This window comes from Nonomuraea sp. H19 (assembly GCF_052068215.1).
In the GTDB taxonomy this organism is placed as follows: domain Bacteria; phylum Actinomycetota; class Actinomycetes; order Streptosporangiales; family Streptosporangiaceae; genus Nonomuraea.
Map to the genome: position 1 here is coordinate 234,913 of NZ_JBQHCV010000013.1, position 17,583 is coordinate 252,495.

The 17,583-nt window shown below is 70.2% G+C and carries 16 protein-coding genes; 10 read left to right on the plus strand and 6 right to left on the minus strand.

From position 1 onward, the window contains the following. Positions 1-115: 115 nt before the first annotated feature. From ACTMTI_RS28790 to ACTMTI_RS28800, 3 genes are read left to right on the plus strand one after another with little or no spacing between them, the layout of a single operon-like run. The gene (locus tag ACTMTI_RS28790) at positions 116-535 is read left to right on the plus strand and encodes an SRPBCC family protein (protein WP_441123673.1); all 420 of its coding nucleotides are present in this window, start codon (positions 116-118) and stop codon (positions 533-535) included. Between the two features lie 43 nt (positions 536-578). Beyond that, entirely contained in the window at positions 579-1,586 is a 1,008-nt protein-coding gene (locus ACTMTI_RS28795) for a LacI family DNA-binding transcriptional regulator (protein ID WP_441123674.1), read from the plus strand. Positions 1,587-1,620: 34 nt separating this feature from the next. After that, positions 1,621-3,033: a glycoside hydrolase family 32 protein gene (locus ACTMTI_RS28800; RefSeq protein ID WP_441123675.1), complete on the plus strand. Its 1,413-nt coding sequence runs from the start codon at positions 1,621-1,623 to the stop codon at positions 3,031-3,033. Here ACTMTI_RS28800 and ACTMTI_RS28805 read toward each other — a convergent pair. The 3 genes from ACTMTI_RS28805 to ACTMTI_RS28815 are packed head-to-tail and all read right to left on the minus strand — an operon-like array spanning position 3,023 to position 6,253. Further along, on the minus strand, positions 3,023-3,937 hold the full coding sequence (locus ACTMTI_RS28805; protein ID WP_441123676.1) for a carbohydrate ABC transporter permease: 915 nt from the start codon (positions 3,935-3,937) through the stop codon (positions 3,023-3,025). The two genes, ACTMTI_RS28800 and ACTMTI_RS28805, sit on opposite strands and share 11 nt — an antisense overlap. After that, positions 3,934-4,917: a carbohydrate ABC transporter permease gene (locus ACTMTI_RS28810; RefSeq protein ID WP_441123677.1), complete on the minus strand. Its 984-nt coding sequence runs from the start codon at positions 4,915-4,917 to the stop codon at positions 3,934-3,936. Before ACTMTI_RS28810 ends, ACTMTI_RS28805 begins: the two co-directional genes overlap by 4 nt. Before the next feature lie 13 nt (positions 4,918-4,930). Continuing rightward, positions 4,931-6,253, minus strand: a complete 1,323-nt coding sequence (locus ACTMTI_RS28815; protein WP_441123678.1) for an ABC transporter substrate-binding protein — start codon at positions 6,251-6,253, stop codon at positions 4,931-4,933. Between the two features lie 213 nt (positions 6,254-6,466). Here ACTMTI_RS28815 and ACTMTI_RS28820 point away from each other — a divergent pair, with 213 nt between their 5' ends. The 3 genes from ACTMTI_RS28820 to ACTMTI_RS28830 all read left to right on the plus strand — a co-directional run bounded on the left by ACTMTI_RS28820 (position 6,467) and on the right by ACTMTI_RS28830 (position 9,439). Continuing rightward, entirely contained in the window at positions 6,467-7,480 is a 1,014-nt protein-coding gene (locus tag ACTMTI_RS28820; RefSeq protein ID WP_441123679.1) for a LacI family DNA-binding transcriptional regulator, read from the plus strand. A gap of 84 nt (positions 7,481-7,564) precedes the next feature. Next, positions 7,565-8,161, plus strand: coding sequence for an AAA family ATPase (locus ACTMTI_RS28825; protein WP_441123680.1), 597 nt, complete (start codon positions 7,565-7,567; stop codon positions 8,159-8,161). 48 nt (positions 8,162-8,209) lie between these two features. Beyond that, positions 8,210-9,439 (plus strand): ATP-binding protein, encoded by a 1,230-nt coding sequence (locus tag ACTMTI_RS28830; protein ID WP_441123681.1) that lies wholly within the window; start codon positions 8,210-8,212, stop codon positions 9,437-9,439. Between the two features lie 207 nt (positions 9,440-9,646). On the opposite strand, the gene ACTMTI_RS28835 is transcribed toward ACTMTI_RS28830, so the two are convergent. Beyond that, on the minus strand, positions 9,647-10,015 hold the full coding sequence (locus ACTMTI_RS28835; RefSeq protein WP_441123682.1) for a hypothetical protein: 369 nt from the start codon (positions 10,013-10,015) through the stop codon (positions 9,647-9,649). A gap of 127 nt (positions 10,016-10,142) precedes the next feature. Between ACTMTI_RS28835 and ACTMTI_RS28840 the strand changes: the two genes are divergently transcribed. After that, a complete protein-coding gene (locus tag ACTMTI_RS28840; RefSeq protein ID WP_441123683.1) occupies positions 10,143-11,552 on the plus strand; it encodes an alpha/beta hydrolase in 1,410 nt (469 codons plus the stop codon). A gap of 9 nt (positions 11,553-11,561) precedes the next feature. Here ACTMTI_RS28840 and ACTMTI_RS28845 read toward each other — a convergent pair whose 3' ends face one another. Next, the gene (locus ACTMTI_RS28845) at positions 11,562-12,056 is read right to left on the minus strand and encodes a DUF6328 family protein (protein ID WP_441123684.1); all 495 of its coding nucleotides are present in this window, start codon (positions 12,054-12,056) and stop codon (positions 11,562-11,564) included. A 157-nt stretch (positions 12,057-12,213) separates the two neighbouring features. Here ACTMTI_RS28845 and ACTMTI_RS28850 point away from each other — a divergent pair, with 157 nt between their 5' ends. The 3 genes from ACTMTI_RS28850 to recD2 all read left to right on the plus strand — a co-directional run bounded on the left by ACTMTI_RS28850 (position 12,214) and on the right by recD2 (position 16,832). Then, a complete protein-coding gene (locus ACTMTI_RS28850; protein ID WP_441123685.1) occupies positions 12,214-13,359 on the plus strand; it encodes an acetate/propionate family kinase in 1,146 nt (381 codons plus the stop codon). Further along, complete coding sequence (locus tag ACTMTI_RS28855; RefSeq protein WP_441123686.1) at positions 13,356-14,615, plus strand: erythromycin esterase family protein; 1,260 nt, start codon at positions 13,356-13,358, stop codon at positions 14,613-14,615. Before ACTMTI_RS28850 ends, ACTMTI_RS28855 begins: the two co-directional genes overlap by 4 nt. 84 nt (positions 14,616-14,699) lie before the next feature. Beyond that, positions 14,700-16,832, plus strand: coding sequence for an SF1B family DNA helicase RecD2 (gene recD2, locus ACTMTI_RS28860; RefSeq protein WP_441123687.1), 2,133 nt, complete (start codon positions 14,700-14,702; stop codon positions 16,830-16,832). 82 nt (positions 16,833-16,914) lie between these two features. Here recD2 and ACTMTI_RS28865 read toward each other — a convergent pair whose 3' ends face one another. After that, a complete protein-coding gene (locus ACTMTI_RS28865) occupies positions 16,915-17,454 on the minus strand; it encodes a ferritin-like domain-containing protein (protein WP_441123688.1) in 540 nt (179 codons plus the stop codon). Positions 17,455-17,583: the final 129 nt, after the last annotated feature.

Here is a 17,583-nt window from a genome sequence, read left to right on the forward strand (position 1 = left end):
CCTCCCCCACACGATTACCGACCTTCGCCACCGTAGCGGGGAAGCCCGGCGCGACGGCCGCGGTTTGCGAGCAGATCACACGGGTACGGCGGGCCCATTGGAAGGGGGAGCTGAGATGGCGGAGTTCGAGGCGACGCGCGGGATGCCGGCCGACAGCACGGTCGTGTACGGAGTCGCGTCCGATGTCGCGGTCATGGACCGATGGCTGCCGCAGGGGCTGCACGTCAGCGGCAGCGGGCCGGGCACCGTCGAGGCGGACGGCGAGCTGGTGCCCGGCGAGGGGGCGCACGAAGGACTGTTCCGCGCGTCCGAGGAGCAGTTGCGGGTCGAGTGGGGCGGGCGCGACCATCCCGACTACGCCGGGTGGCTGCAGGTGGCCGACTCGGCCGGCGGCACCAGCGAGGTGACCGTGCACATCTCCCTCCTCGACGAGCCCGATTCGGGGGCGCGCGCCGAGGAGGTGCGCGAGCTGCTCGACCGGTCCCTGGACCGGCTGGCCGACGAGGTGGACCGCCGCGTGCACGACAGCGGCTGAGCGTTGCCGTCAAACGTTTGACGTGAGAGTATGCGGTGCCGTGGTGACACTCAAGGATGTGGCCGCGCGCGCCGGCGTTTCGGTGTCCACCGTCTCGCTCGTGCTGAACGGCAGGGACGCGCGGCGGGTGAAGCCGGCCATCGGGGAGCGCGTCAGGCAGGCCGCCGACGAGCTCGGATACGCGCCCAATCTGCTGGCGCGCAGCCTCCGCACGCGGCACACCAAGACCATCGGCCTGCTGTCGGACATGGTGGCCACCACCCCGTTCGCCGGGCGGATGCTCAAGGGAGCGCAGGAGGCGGCCTGGCAGGCGGGATACGTGCTGCTCCTGATCGACACCGGCGGGATGGCGGACCTGGAACACAGCGCGATCCAGGCGCTGGCCCAGCGGAACGTCGACGCTCTGATCTACGCCTGCATGTATCACCGCGAGATCGACGTACCGGAGATTCCCGACGGGCTGCCGCTCGTGGTGCTCGACGGGCGTCCCCTGGCCGGCACGGCCGACTGGGTGATCCCGGACGAGCGCGGCGGCGCGCGAGCCGCGGTCGAGCACCTGCTCGCGGCCGGTCACCGGCGGATCGGATTCTGTACCTCGGGTGAGGACGTGCCGGCGGCGCGCGAGCGGCTCGAGACGTTCACCGAAACGCTCGGCGCGGATTTCGATCCGTCGCTGGTGGCCCGCGGCGAGTCCGGTGACGTGCACGGCGGGGTACGCGCCGCGGGCGAGCTGCTCGGCCGGCGGGACCGGCCGACGGCGCTGTTCTGCTTCAACGACCGGATGGCGATGGGCGCCTACCGCGCCGCCCGCACGGCCGGGCTGAGCGTACCCGGCGACGTGTCGATCGTCGGGTTCGATGATCAGGAACACCTCGCCGACGCCCTCGATCCCGGGCTGACCACGGTCGCGCTGCCGCATTACGAGATGGGGGTCTGGGCCGCGCGCCGGGCCCTCGCCCGGGCGGGGTCCGGCGCGCCCGGCGGCGAGCACGCGCTGATGCCCTGCCCGCTCGTGGTGCGCGACTCGGTGACCGCCCCCCGCTCCTCATGACCCCTTTGATGCCGACGCTCGCAGGAGGATCCCCTTGCGCCCTACCTATCGCGAGCCATACCGGCCGCAGGTGCACTACACGCCCGCCCGGAACTGGATGAACGACCCCAACGGCCTGGTCTGGCACGACGGCGAATACCACCTCTTCTACCAGTACAACCCCGAGGGCGCCGGGTGGGGCAACATGTCGTGGGGCCATGCCGTCAGCCCTGACCTGCTGCATTGGGAGGAGCTCGGCACGGCCATCCCGGCCACCGCGGACGAGCAGGTGTTCTCCGGCAGCATCGTGGTGGACGAGCACGACACGGCGGGCTTCGGCAAGGCGGCCGCGGTCGCCGTCTACACCGCGTGGTATCCGAAGAGCGGTCTCCAGGCCCAGGCCCTGGCCTACAGCACCGATCGCGGCCGGACCTGGACCCGGTACGCGGGCAACCCGGTCCTCGACATCGGCTCGACCGAGTTCCGCGACCCGAAGGTCTTCTGGTACGCCGAAGGCGGCTACTGGATCATGGTGGTCGCGCTGGCGGAGGAGCGGAAGATCGCCCTTTACCGATCCGGCGATCTGAAGGCGTGGAGGCGGCTCAGCGAGTTCGGCCCCGCCGGGGCGACGGGCGGCGTGTGGGAGGTGCCCGACCTGTTCGAGCTCCCCGTGGAGGGAGGCGGGTCCAAGTGGGTGATGGTGGTCAGCCTCAACCCCGGTGGCCCCGCGGGCGGCTCCGGCGTGCAGTATTTCGCCGGCGACTTCGACGGCATCACGTTCACCCCGGATGACACGTCCACCGCCTGGGCCGATCACGGCCGCGACTTCTACGCCGCCGTCTCCTGGAACGGCGCACCCGACGGCCGGCGTTACTGGATCGGCTGGATGGGCAACTGGGACGACGCCGCCTCGATCCGCACCCATCCCTGGCGCGGCGCCATGACCCTCCCCCGCGAGCTCTCGCTGGTCGCCGACGGCGACCGCGTCCGGCTGGCGCAGCGCCCGGTCGCGGCGCTCGGCGGGCTGCGCACCGGCACGCCCGTCTCGCTCGGGGACCGGGAGGTGAGCGGCACGACCGCACTGCCCGGCCCGGCGCACGACGGCGCTTTCGAGATCACCGCCGAGTTCGAGCCCGGCACCGCGCGCCGCTTCGGGCTGCAGGCCGGCGACGTCGTGTTCGGCTACGACGCGCGAGCCGGTGAGCTGTTCGCCGAGCGGGGTCCCCGCGAGGCGGCCGCGGGATGGCACGGCGGGCCGGCGCCGGTCGAGGGCGGCGGGGTGAGGTTCACCGCCTACCTCGACGCCTCCTCCGTCGAGCTCTTCGGCGACGGCGGCCGGACGGTCGTCACCGACCTCGTCTTCCCCGCGGGGCAGGGGCTCGCCGTGTTCGCCGAGGGCGGGACGGCTCTGCTGCGTTCGCTCGTGGTCCAGCCGCTCGGCTCGATCTGGGAACCCCTCAGCCCTTGACGGACCCGGCCGTGAGGCCGCGGACGAAGAAGCGCTGCAGTGCCAGGAAGAAGAAGATCGGCACGACCATCGAGATGAAGCCGCCCGCGGTGACCAGTTGCCAGCCCTGGCCCTGCTGGCCGATGAGCGCCTGGACCGCGACGGTGATCGGCTGGTTCTCGCCCGGCCCGATGAAGACGAGCGCGACGAGCAGGTCGTTCCAGACCCAGAGGAACTGGAAGATCGCGAACGACGCCAGCGCCGGCACCGACATCGGCATGATGAGCCGCCAGAACATCGTGAAGTGGCTGGCGCCGTCGATCCTGGCCGATTCGAGCACCGCCTTCGGCAGCGTCGCCATGTAGTTGCGCAGGATGTAGATCGCCAGCGACATGCCGAACCCGATGTGCGCCAGCCAGGCCGCCGGGAACGTCCCGGTGAGGCGGAAGTCCCCGTACAGCTGCAGGATCGGGACGAGGGCCACGTAGTTCGGCACCACGAGCAGGCTGACGATCACGATGAAGAGGGTGTTGCGCCCGGGGAAGGTCATGAACGCGAACGCGTACGCGGCGAACGAGGCGATGAGCAGCGGGATGAACGTCGCCGGCAGGGCGATGGCGAGGCTGTTCACGAACGCCTGGTCGAGGTTGGCCTGGGCGATGACCTCGCCGTAGGCCTGGGTGGTGAGGCGGGCCACCGCCGCCGGGTCGGCGAAGATCGTCCACCAGCCGAGGGAGTTGGCGTCGTCCTTGGTGCGGAACGAGGTGATCAGCAGGCCCAGCGTCGGGATGATCCACAGGGTGCAGACGAACAGCACCGTCAGCTTGGCCACCGGGGTGGCCTCTCCCTGGCGGCGGGTCACGCCCGGCGCGGCCGCCGCCTTCGGGGCCGCGGGCGGGCTCACGGTGGGGGTGGTGACGCTCATCGCCCTGCCTCCTCGGTACGGAAGTGACGCACCTGGTAGATCATGATCGGCACGATGGCGATCATCAGCATGACGACGATGGCGGCCGCCTTGCCGTTCTCGTAGTTCGTGAAGAGTTCGTTGAAGAACTGCACACCGATGACGTTGGTGTCGAAATCACCATTTGTCATGACATAGACGATGTCGAAGAGCTTCATCACGCCGATCGTCACCGTGACGAAGACCGTGATGACGGTCCCCCAGATCTGCGGGACGATGACCTTGAAGAAGATCTGCCGCTCGTTCGCCCCGTCGATCCTGGCCGCCTCCAGCGTGTCGGCGGGCACTCCTTTGATGGCGGCCGAGAGCAGCACCATGGAGAAGCCGACCTGCGCCCACAGCAGCATCACCATGAGCTCGAGGCTGTTGAACTTGAAGTCGGTGATCTGCAGCCAGTTGACCGGGTCGAAGCCCAGGCCCGTCACGATGGCGTTCTGCACGCCGATCTGCGGCTCGCCGGGCGGATTCGTGGCGTACACGAACCGCCAGATGGTCCCGGCGCCGACCGCCGAGATGGCCATGGGCATGAAGACCGCCGTCTTGGCCAGCTTCTCCGCCCGCGGCCTGAGGCGGTCGACCAGCACCGCGATCCCGAGACCGAGCCCGATCGTCACCGCGGGCACGATGACGATCCACAGCAGCGTGTTGACCAGGGTGGACCGGAACCCGGCCGATCCCAGGAGCGAGGTGTAGTTGGCGAGGCCGACGTAGGCGGTGCTGTCGGCGTTGGCGAAGCTGAAGTTGATCGTCTGGATCGCCGGATAGATCAGGTAGAGGCTGATCGCCAGGAAGGCCGGGCCGATGTAGACGTACGGCTTGAGGCGGCTCTCCCACTTGCCGGGCAGCAGCTCCACCAGCCGGTTGAGCACCCAGAACAGGATCAGGGCGCCACCGACTCCCGCGACGACGGCCAGGACGGCGTTGATCGTCTTGATCAGCATGGCGCTGCCCCCGTCAGTTGCTCGGCCAGCTGTCGTCGATCGCCTTGAGTGACTGGCCGAGGTTCTGCTGGCCGCTGATCCACGAGGTCATGCCCTTCCAGAAAGTCCCGGAGCCGACGGCTCCCGGCATCGCGTCCGAGCCGTCGAAGGCGAGCGCGGTCGACGTGTACGCGATCTGCGCGATGTCCCGTACCGTCTTCGTCGGGTAGTTGCTGACGTCGAAGTCCTTGTGGGGCGACATCCACACGCCGCCCTTGGCCCCGGCCGCGCCGAAGTCCTTGGTGCTCATGTACTGCAGGATCTTCTTGGCCGCCTCGTTGTCCTTGCTGAACAGGCCGGCCAGGTCGCCGCCGCCCTCGACGGGGTTGTCGCCGCCCGCGGTGGCGGGCGGGAAGCCGAAGACGCCCACGCGGTTGTCGATGTCGGCCAGCACGTCGTCGGGGAATCCGCCCTTGGCCGCGACGAAGTTGCCCATCTTGTACATGAAGCAGCCCGGCGGGTTGCGGAACATCGGGTTGCCGGCCGTGCCGAAGTTGTTGCTCGCGATGGACTTGCGCCCGCCCACGACGTTGCCGTCGGTGAAGGCGATCTTCTCGAAGGTGCCGGCCGCCTGGCGGACCAGCGGGGAGTCGAACTTGATCTTGTGCTGGGTCCAGTCGTCGTACTGGGTGGTGCCGCCGTACTTCAGCACCAGCTCCTCCAGCCAGTCGGTCGCCGGCCAGCCGGTCGCGGGCCCGGACTCGATGCCCAGGCACCAGGGGGTCTTGCCCTCAGACCGGATCTTGTCGCTCAGCGCGAGCAGCTCGGGGATGGACTTCGGCGCCGTGTACCCGGCGGACTCGAAGGCCTGCTTGGGATAGAAGACCAGGCTCTTGACGTTCATGCTGACCATGAGCCCGTAGAGCTTGCCGTCCTGGCTGCCGGCGTCCAGCGTCCCGTTCGCCATGCTGTTCTTCAGCGCGGGCATGTCCAGGACGTCGTCGAGGGGGGCGAGCCTGCCCTTCGCCGCGAGGTCCTTCATGATCCCGGGCTGCGGGAACAGCGCGATGTCGGGCAGGTTGTTGCCCTGGACCCGGGTGACGATGAGCTGGCTGAAGTTGTCCGAGGGCGACCACTTGATCGTGATGCCCTGCTCCTTCGCGTACGGCTCCAGCGACACCTTCACCGCGTTGAGAAGGTCCCCGGTCATGCCTGTCATGATCTCGACGGTTTTGCCGGTGTTCCCGTTTCCCGCTCCCCCGGCCTGCGCCGAGCCCCCATCGTTCAGACAGCCGCCGGCAAGCAGCACGACCGCGGTGATCGGGATGAAGGTGGTGGTGACTCTCGTCCGTCGCATCAGTGAACTCCCTTGAAGTGACGCGTGGGCCCGCCGGCGCACCCACGCCGTTCCCCGAGGGGGCTTGACAGCGGGAAGCCTCCTCGGGGTGAAATTGACGCGTGTCAAACATAGGTATGATTGCCGGAAAGGCTGAACCGGCTAGCCGGTAACATTTACGTAACATGTGGTAATCGATGGTTCCTGGCCCCCGACCCTCAGGACACTTCACGCATGGTCACCAGAGCTGACGTCGCTCGCCTCGCCGGTGTCTCGACCGGCACCGTCTCGCACGTGCTCACCGGGGCGCGGTCGATCCGCCCGGAGACCCGCCGCAAGGTGCTCGAGGCCATGGAGCAGCTCGGCTACACCCCCAACGCCATGGCCAGCGCGCTGGCCGGCGGCCGCAGCCGGATCATCGCGATCGTCTTCCCGTCCCAGCCGCGCACGATCGTCGGCTCGGACCTGGAATACGTCCTGGCCGCCGCCGACGCCGCCCGCAAGCGCGGCTTCCACGTCGTCCTGTGGACCTCGGGCCCGGACGACATGGACGAGCTGCGCCAGCTCGTCCGGGCGGGCCTCGTCCAGGGGTTCCTGCTGATGCAGGTGACCATGTCGGACGAGCGGGTGAGATTCCTCAGATCGGCCGGCATCCCCGTCGGCCTGATCGGCCGCACCCGCACACCCGGCCACGTCCCCTACGCGGACGCGGACTTCAAGCAGATCGCCCGCCTGGTGGCCGACCACCTCGCGGGGCTCGGGCACCGCACGATCGGCATGCTCAACGCCCCGTACGAGCGCGGCACGCACGGGATCGGCGCGGCGGTCCGCTTCGCCGACGCCCTCCGGCGCACCTGCGCGGAGCTGCGGCTCGACTGCACGATCGTGGCCAGCCAGCACACCGTACGAGCAGGCCGCGCCGCACTCCGCGAGCTTTTGGACACCGCGCCGGAGACGACGGCCATCATCTCCTACAACTGGGAGGCCACGTTGGGCGCCATGCACGAAGCCCGCGCCCTCGGCCGCCCGATCCCGGAACGCCTGTCACTCGTCCTGTGCTCCAATGGCGAGCCGGAGTCGACCGACCCGGAGCTGACCACCGCGACCCCGCCCGCCACGGAGATCGCCACCGCCGCCGTCGAGGCCCTCATCGACCACCTGGCCGCCCCGGACGCCGAACCGGCCCAGCGCCTGGTGCCGAGCGTCCTCGTCGAACGCCACAGCACCGCCCCCGCCTGCCGCCCGTGACCGGATGGGCGCGCCGGGACGAGGAATCCGGCGCCCGGTCATCAGCCCGTCGCCAAGCTCGCGGTGAACGGATACGGTCGTACGGTGTTCACCGGTTCACCGGACACGGTCCTCATCGTGATCCGCGGCAATTCGGGTTCGGGCAAGTCCACTGTGGCGCGGGCCGTACGCGAGACGTACGGCCGTCGTGGCATGGCTCTGATCAGCCAGGATGTGGTACGTCGCGACATCCTGCGCGAGCTGGACAAGCCGGGCGGCGTGAACATCGGGCTCCTCGACGTGATGTGCCGCCACGCTCTGGACGCGGGCTACCACGTGGTCCTGGAAGGCATCCTCACCCGGAGCCGGTACGGGGAGCTGCTGCAGGCGCTGTGCCGTGACCATCGCGGCCGGACCTCCTGTTACTACCTGGACGTTTCGTGGGAGGAGACGCTTCGCCGGCATGACACGCGACCGCAGCGCTCCCAGTTCGGCCCGGAGGAGATGCGGCAGTGGTACGTGCGGGAGGACGTGCTGCCGCACGGACGCGAGAAGGTCATCGACGAGACCAGCACCGTTGACGAGATCGTGCGGCTGATCCTGCGCGATGCGCGCCTCATGCCCGGCGATCGGCAGAACGCCCACGATCTTTGCGGCAGAACGCCCACAGACCCTCCGGCAGGGGGCGTTCACCTGCGGTAACTTGGCCACGTGACGGAACGGTCCCTGTTCCCGCGACACGCTGAGGCGATGACGCTCCAAGCGCTCGCGGACACCCGGGTCGTCGTGGTGAACGGCGCCCGGCAGGTCGGGAAGAGCACCCTGGCGAGCTCGATCGCCAACCAGGCGGAGGGCGTCCTCCAGCTCTGCCTGGACGACCCGGCCGTGCTGGCCGCCGCGGAGGAGGATCCCGCCGGCTTCGTCAAGCACGACGGTCTTCTGATGATCGATGAAGTCCAGCGCGCCCCCCAGCTGCTCCTGCCGATCACCAACGAAGCCGGCCGGCATCCGCGTGCGGGCCGATTCCTCCTCACCGGCTCCGCGCGGCTGCTCGGCCTACGCGATCTCCCGGACGCGCTCCCCGGCCGGACGGAATCCATCGAGTTGTGGCCGCTGTCCCAAGGAGAGATCGACAACGCTCCGGACGGGTTCGTGGGCCACGTCTTCACACATGGCGCCGACACCACCATCCGCCCCTGCCCGCTCCGCAAGTACGACTACGTGGACAGGGCGCTACGCGGCGGCTACCCGGAGGCGGTCCGGCGAGCCCCCGGACGCGGGCGCAACAGATTCTTCGACTCCTGCATCACCGACCTGATCACCCGCGACGTGCGCCAGATCTCCGGCATCGGACGCCCGGCCGAGATGCGCAGGCTCCTCAGCGTCGTCGCGGCCCGGATGGCGGGGCTGGCCGTGGTCCAATCGATGGCCGGCGACGTGAGCCTGCCCAGAACGACCCTCTCCCGCTACCTGGACCTCCTGGAGCTGGTCTTCGTCATCAAGCGCGTCCCGGCCTGGTCCTCCGGCCTCACCCGCCGCGCCGTCTCCACGCCCAAACTGATCGTCACGGACAGCGGGCTCGGCGGCCGCCTCATCGGCATGTCACCCGAACGCGCCAGGGATCTCACGGCTCCCGTCGGCCCGCTGCTCGAGAATTTCGCGATCGGCGAGATCGCGCGCCAGCTCACCTGGGCCGGCGAGCCCGTCCGGCTGTTCCACTACCGCGACCGCGACCAGGTCGAGGTGGACGTCGTCTTGGAGCACGCGTCCGGGGAGGTGATCGGCATAGAGGTCAAGGCCGGGGAAACCGTCCGCGGTGACGACTTCCGGGGCCTGCGTCTCTTGGCCGCCCGGCTCGGGGCAAGATTCCGCGCGGGATTCGTCCTCTATACCGGCGAGCAGCCCCTCCCCTTCGGCGACAAGCTCAAGGCCCTGCCGATGGCGGCCCTGTGGATGCTCGATGCCACAACGGGCTCGTGACCACCTACCTGTTCTCCGCCCGCCAGGCCCGCCACCTCGTCGACACCGCATACCGACCCTGAGATCGTCCAGGCCGCGCAGGCCGAGGCGATCGGGAGACCGGCCCCGCTACCGTCGTCGTCATCGCCCCCCGGCGGTAGCGGCGTGGCCGGCCGGGGACCGTTCACCATCACCAGATCCCCTGGCGCGAGGACCATGCTTTGGGTCTCAGGCGTCCTCACGGAACGGGCTTTCGAGGCGGAAGAAGTTGCTCTGCGCGCCGTCCTTCTTGTGCTCCTGGTAGATGAAGTTCAGCTGCCGCTCGTCGAACGTCCTGAGCCATTCTTCCCAGGAGATCTCCTCCAGTTCGGCCCCGCCGTAGCCCGGGAAATCGAATCTGAGCACACCCGGCCGCCCCTCGTGCTCGGTGCCCGGCACCTTGGACGGGCGCGCTCCGCGTTCCTCGGCCCACTGGCGGATGACGTCGTGGTTGGTGGTGATGAGACTGCGCCCCGGCCGGTCCTCGTGCTCTCCCGGCGAGGTGATCTCCTGCTCGTATTTGTGCTCGCCCTGAACGGGCCGGTACTTCTGCGACATGAGACCTTGCCCCCTGTCCCGTCGTACGCGTTTCCCCACCTGCTACCCGCACTATCGCACTTCTTGCAAATGATCTATTCCAGCACAATTAAAGGGGCTCGCAAGGATTTACCCTCAGCTTTTGTTCATGACACATTCAACAAAAATCATTTCGTCCGTCATCGCCGGCTTGATCGCCATGACGGGGCTCTCCGGCACGGCGAAGGCCGCCGCACCCGACCGGCTCGGCGACTACTACGGTCAGCGGCTCGGCTGGTCGGCGTGCGGCAACGGGTTCGAGTGCGCGAAATTAAAGGTGCCACTCGACTATTCGAAACCGGGCGGCAAGCGGATTAAGATCGCCATGATCCGGCTTCCGGCGACCGGTAAGAAGATCGGGTCCGTCGTGCTGAATTTCGGCGGGCCGGGCGTGTCCGGTGTTGACGCGCTGAGCGCGAACAAGGCGATGATGTCGGCGGCCATCCGGGAGCGCTTCGACGTCGTCAGCTTCGATCCGCGCGGCGTGGGCCGCTCCTCCCCCGTGCGCTGCCTGGGGACGCTCGGGCTCGACGCCTACTTCGCCGCCGACCCGACCCCCGACACTCGCGCCGAGGTCAAGCAGGCCAAGCTGTGGGCCAAGACGTTCGCCAAGGCCTGCGAGACCAACTCGGGCAAGCAGTTGCTCCGGCACGTCGGCACGGGCGAGGCGGCGCGGGACATGGACGTGATGCGGTCCGCGCTCGGCGAGGCGCGGCTGACGTACTTCGGCTGGTCGTACGGCACGTACCTCGGCGCCAGGTACGCCGACCTGTTCCCGAAGAGGATCCGCGCCATGGTGCTGGACGGCGCCGAGAACCCGGACCAGACCGGCGCCGAGTTCGCCCAGTCGCAGGCCAACGGCTTCCGCGTGGCGATCGAGTCGTTCCTGCGCGACTGCTTCAAGGCCGCGGACTGCCCGTTCGAGAAGCGTACGGTCGGCGCGGCGCTGAAGAGGCTGGAGGCGCTGTTCAAGCGGGCCGACCGGGCGCCGCTGCGCAACACCTACGACGGGAGGCAGGTCAGTGAGGCCGTGGTGCGTACCGGGGTGATGGCCGCGCTGTACTCCCAGGGCAGCTGGCCGATCCTGCGGAAGGCGCTGGCCTCGGCGTTCAAGGGCGACGGCACGCTCATGCTGGGCCTCGCCGACGGCTACCACGGCCGGCGGCCTGACGGCTCCTACAGCAACGCCATCGAGGCACTCGCGGCGATCAACTGCGTCGACCATCCCGAGTCGGCCTGCCCGTACTGGCCGGTCAAGGGGACCCGCTTCACCAAGAAGGTGCGGGCCGAGGGGTCGCCGCCGATCGTGGTGGTGGGCACGACGCGCGATCCCGCGACGCCGTACGCGCTGGCCAGGCAGCTGGCCGCGCAGTTGTCGAAGGGTGTGCTGCTCACCAACGACGCCGATGGGCACACCGCGTACAGTGGCGGCTCGTCCTGCGTCGAGCGGCAGATCGACCGTTATCTGATCACGGCCGTCGCGCCCCGCCCCCGCGCCTGCGCCGGTGCGAAGGCCTGACCCCCGCGGTCAGTCCTCCTCCGGCGACGACGGGACCGAGGGAGGTCGCTCGGGGCCGTTCGAGCGGGCGAGCGCCGCCTGGCCGAACCACGTCCACAGCGCCAGCGCGGCCAGCAGTCCCGCGGTGACCCAGGCCAGTACGGTGCCGAACAGGTAGTCGATCACGAGCATGGTCGCCGTCGTGATCGACACCGCCAGAGCGAGCGCGCCGACGATGCCGTAGAAGTTGGAGCGGCGTACCAGCGTCTCCTTGCGGCCCTGCCTGAACAGCACGCGGTGCTGCGCGGTCGGCGCGATGTAGCAGATCGACGCCACGGCGGCGCTGACCAGCGCCACGTAGAAGAGCCACCGGTCCGCCAGCCCCAGCCGGGTGAACCCGGGCGAGAACGGCACGGTCAGCAGGAACGCGAACAGCACCTGCACGCCGGTCACCGCCACCCGCGCACCCTGTAAGAGCTCGACGAAGTTGCGATCCGCCCGTTCCTCGTCCGACTCCCGCCTCACGCCGCCTCCTCACACGTCCACGCTCTCCTTCCTCCCTGGAACGGCCTGAAACGCGAAGGCGGGCGTGATGGGGACCGCCACGCCACCCGGCGCGATCTCCGAGCGCGGCAAAGCCAAATGTCCGTTTTGTGGGAGCGGGGGCGGGTAGCCGAGCCGCATGAGCCGGGCGATCGACGAGCAGGTGACCGAGTCGGCAGCGATACTCACCGTCAACGCCGGCTCCTCGAGCCTCCGCCTCGACCTCGTCGAGGGCGGCAGCGTGCTGGACAGCGCGCATGCCGAGCGCGCGGTCGATCCGGGGGCGGCCCGGGAGGAAGTGGCGGCGTTCCTGGGCGGGCATTTCGACCGGGACATCAGGGCGGTGGCGCACCGGCTGGTGCACGGCGGCGAGATCGTGCGCGGCCCGGTGGTGGCCGACGACGAGACCCTGGCGGCGCTGCGCGGCGTGACGAGCCTGGCGCCGCTGCACCTGCCGCCGGCGCTGGCGCTGGTGGAGGCGGCCCGCGCGGAGCTGCCGGCCGTGCCGCACGTGCTCTGCCCGGACACCGCTTTCCACGCCGCGATGCCGCCCGAGGCGGCGACGTACGCCCTGCCGCGCGAATGGCGCCAGCGGTACGGCCTGCGCCGCTACGGCTTCCACGGCCTGTCCTACGCCTGGGCGGCCGACCGGGTGGCCGAGCTGCTCGGCCGGCCGCTCGCCGAGCTGGAGTTGGTGCTGGCGCACCTGGGCGGCGGCTGCTCGGTGTGCGCGGTGTCGGGCGGGCGCAGCGTGGACACGTCGATGGGGTTCACACCGCTGGACGGCGTGCCGATGAGCAAACGCTCGGGCAGCGTGGATCCGGGGATGCTGGTCTGGCTGCTGGCCGAGGGCCACCTGAGCACGGCGGAGCTGGGCGAGGGCCTGGAGCGGCATTCGGGGCTGCTGGGCCTGTCGGGCGGCCGCTCCGGGGACACGCGCGAGCTGGTCGCCGCCGAGCGGGACGGCGACGAGGCGGCCGCGCTGGCGCTGAGCGTGTTCAGCCACCGGGTGAGCCGCGAGATCGCCGCCGCCGCCACGTCGCTGGAGCGGATCGACGCGCTGGTGTTCACGGGGGAGATCGGCTGGGACCAGCCGGAGGTGCGCGAGGCCATCTGCCGCCGCCTCGGCCTGCTCGGCATCGAGCCGCCCGTCCACGGCAACCGCCACGACGACGGCCCGATCAGCGCGTACGGCGCCGCCGTACCGGTCCTGGTGGTCCAGGTACGAGAGGAGCTCCAGCTCGCCCGGGAGTGCCTGTGGACGCTGGCGGAGGAGGAAGGATGACGAACTTCGACGAAATACGCCGCGCCGCGCTCCCGCTGAGCGGCCCCGCCGACCTGGACCCGCTGATCGACCGGATCGGCGAGGCCAGATTCGTGCTGATCGGCGAGGCCAGCCACGGCACGCACGACTTCTACGCCTGGCGGGCCGAGCTGACCCGCCGCCTGATCGCCGAAAAGGGGTTCGGCTTCGTCGGAGTGGAGGGCGACTGGCCGGACTGCGAGCGGGTGAATCAAGCCGTCACGAGCGACGTGGACCCGTTCGAGGCCCTGTACGGCTTCGCCCGCTGGCCCACGTTCATGTGGGCCAACGAGGAGGTCGTGGACTTCTGCCGCTGGCTGCGGCGCTGGAACGCCGGCCGGCCGGCGGGCGAGCGGTGCGGCTTCCACGGCCTGGACGTCTACAGCCTGTGGGACTCGCTGCGCGCCGTACGCCACTACGCCGCCACGAACCTGCCCGACCGGCTGGAGACGGTGATGGACGCGCTCTACTGCTTCGAGGCCTATGGGCACGACCCGCAGCAGTACGGCCTGGCCACCCGGCTCGTCCCCGACACGTGCGAGGACGAGGTCGTGAACCTGCTCGCCACCGTGATCGGGGCGGCGCCGGCCGATCTGGGCGTGCGGCAGAACGCCGAGGTGGTGGCCGGGGCGGAACGCTACTACCGGGCCATGGTGCGCGGCGGCCCCGAGTCGTGGAACGTCAGGGACGTGCACATGGCCGACACCCTCGACCGGCTGGCCGAGCACCACCAGGCCAAGGGCGTGGTGTGGGCGCACAACACGCACGTGGGCGACGCCCGCGCCACCGACATGGCGGCCGCGGGCATGACGAATCTGGGCGAGCTGGCCCGGGAGCGGCACGGCCGGGACGTGGCGCTGGTGGGGTTCGGCAGCCACCGGGGGTCGGTGGTGGCCGCGGACCGGTGGGGCGCGCAGCACCACGTCATGCCGGTGCCGCCGGCGCGCCCGGCGTCGCTGGAGGCGCTGCTGCACGAGGCGCTCTCGGTGCCGCGGGCGCTGTTCGTGGTGCCCGGCGGTTCCAGGGCCGAATGGTACGACTCCCCCATGGGGCACCGGGCCATCGGCGTCGTGTACCACGCGGAGCGGGAGCGCTGGGGCAACTACGTGCCCACGGTGGTGGGGCGCCGCTACGACGCGTTCATCTGGCTCGACGAGACGAAGGCCCTGCATCCGCTGCACGCCGAGCCGTGGGGCGACGCCGCACCCTCCCCACCCACAGCAACCACTGTGACGTAGTCCCCGCGAGATTACGCGACCAGCGGCGGCGGCGGCGGTGGCTCTGTGAGCCGATTGTCGGTGGCGGGTGGTTTGATCTAAGTCGTGGAGGCGTCGGTCGAGCAGCTCGTCTACGTCCGGGAGGACGAATACACCGTCGCGCGCATGAGCGCCGACGGCGTGCCCGACTTCGTGGCCACCGGGCGGGCGCTGGGCGGGGTGCAGCCGGGCGAGACGCTGCGGCTGTTCGGCGACTGGAGCCGGCATCCCCGCTACGGCCGGCGGTTCGCGGCCACCGGGTGCGAGCGGGTGACGCCGTCGTCGGTGCGGGCGATCCGCATCTACCTGGGGTCGGGGCTGATCAGGGGGATCGGGCCGCGGCTGGCGTACGCGATCGTCGACCACTTCGGCGAGGCCACGCTCAAGGTGATCGACACCGAGCCGGAGCGGCTCACGGAGGTCGTCAACATCGGGCCGCTGCGTCAGGCGCAGATCGTCGAGGCGTGGCGGGAGCAGAAGGCGATCGCCGCGTTGATGGTGACGCTGCAGGGGCTCGGGATCAGCCCGCTGCTGGCTGCCAAGATCTACCAGGCGTTCGGGCAGGACGCCGACGAGGTCCTGGCCACCGACCCCTACCGGCTGATCGGGCGGGTCAGGGGCATCGCGTTCCGCATCGCCGACCGGATCGCCCTGCAGGCCGGGGTGGCCGAGCGCAGCCCGCAGCGGGTCAAGGCGGCGCTGCTGGACCGGCTGGAGGCGGCGGCCACCCGTGACGGGCACTGCTTCCTGCCGGTGTCCACGCTGATCAGGGAGACGGCCGAGCTGATCGAGCAGGATCAGGAGCTCGTCCGGCCGATGCTGGACGCGCTCATCGCCGACCACCGGCTGGTCGTCGAGACCTCTCCTCACCAGCCGGGCCAGATGGTGGCCTACGCCAAGCACCTGCACGGCCGCGAGGTGGCGCTGGCCGCCCAGCTGGCCCGGCTCGCGCAGGCCCGTTCGACGCTGCCGCTGCGGGCCTTCCGCGAGGATCCCGGGCTGCACGACGACCAGCGGGCGGCCGTCACCATGGCGCTGACCAGCACCGTCTCGGTCATCACGGGCGGTCCGGGGTGCGGCAAGAGCCACACGGTCAAGGCCATCGCGACCACCGTCAGAGCCGCGGGCGGCACGGTGACGCTCACCGCGCCCACGGGCAAGGCGGCCAAGCGCCTGTCCGAGCTGACCGGGCTGCCCGCGATGACCGTGCACCGGATGCTCGCCCAGCAGCCCGACCCCGATCCGGACACGTTGTTCCACGAGACGCCGGCGCAGGCCGATCTGATCGTGGTGGACGAGGCGTCCATGCTCGACCTGCACCTGGCGACCCGGCTCGCGGCGGCCGTGCCGACGGGCAGCCACCTGCTGCTCATCGGCGACAGCGACCAGCTTCCGAGCATCGGGCCCGGCGACATCCTGGCCGACCTGCTGCGCGTACCGGAGATCCCGCGCGTGCAGCTCACGCACGTCTTCCGCCAGTCGGACGGCAGCGGCATCATCGACGCGGCCTACCGCATCCGCGCGGGGCGGATGCCGGTGACGCCGGGGAGGGGCGGGTTCTGGTTCGAGGAGCTCGACGATCCCGAGCAGGTCGCGCGGCGGGTCGCCCATCTGGCCATGGTGGCGATCCCGCGCAAGCAGCACGTCGAGCCGGATCAGGTCCAGGTGCTGTGCCCGATGCGCAAGGGCGAGACGGGCGCGACCGCGCTCGGGCGGCTGATCCAGGACCAGCTCAACCCGGCCGCCGACGACAAGCCCGAGCACTGGTCGGGGGCGACGGTGTTCCGGGTGGGCGACCGTGTCATGCCGATCCGCAACAACTACGACAAAGGGGTCTTCAACGGGGAGACCGGCACGGTCACGGCGGTCGTGCCGGAGGAGCGTACGATCTCGATCCGCACCGACGACGGGCAGACCGTCCAGTACGGCTTCGACGAGCTCGACGACCTGACCCACGCCTATGCGATCAGTGTGCACCGGTCGCAGGGCAGCGAATACCCGTTCGTGGTCGCGCCGATCGTCGCCGAGAGCGGCGGGATCATGCTGCGGCGCAAGCTCCTCTACACGCTGGTGACCCGGGCCAAGGCGTGGGTGGTGCTGGTGGGGCAACGGGAGGCGCTGGAGATGGCGGTGCACCGGGTGGGTCATCCCAGGAACACGGGGCTGGCCCGGCGCCTGTCCCTGAGCCTGGAGTCCTGATCCCCCGCCGGCCCCGGCCCCGAGCTCCGGTGGACGCCGGTCTCGAAAGGCGCCGGCCGAGCGGCATGCCCGGCGCCGTGCTCTACGGTCCGAGCAGGTCGGCGAGGTCGTCGGCGTGCTTCTCCTCTTCCTTCAGGATCGACTCCATGAGCCGCCGCGTGGCCGGGTCCCCCTCCCCGAGCCAGCGGATGATCTCCCGGTAGGTGGCGATCACGATGCGCTCGGCCTCGAGGTTCGCCTCCAGCAGGGCGCGCAGGTCCCGATCCTCGGGAACCTGGTAGTCGATGTGCGAGCGCCGGATGAGCTGGGCCGGGTCGAAGTCCGGATCCCCGCCGAGCCGGCTCACCCGCTCGGCCACCCGCAGCGCGTGCTGGAGCTCCTCCTTGGCGTGCTCGGTGAACTCATCGGACACCTGCGCCCGGTCGATGCCCTTGGCTGAGATGGCGTGCCTGGTGTACCTGAGCCAGCACGCCACCTCGGTCGCGATCACGTCGTTGAGCACGTCGATGACCTTTTGCGGATCGCGCCCGAACGTCTCGGTGACCGGCCCCTCGTCCATCTTCTGCCGGACCTGCTCGCGGATCCTGGTCACATCCAGCACGAAGTCGTCGGTCTGCGTCATGTATGTCACGTTCCTTCCCCCGGCGGGGTGTTGCCCCTGGTCAAAGGTAACTTTCAGTGGCGTTGGCGACGGGCTGCGACACCCGGGGCGTGGCGCCGCTGGGCGCGTGGTTCGCCGGCGGCGCAGGCG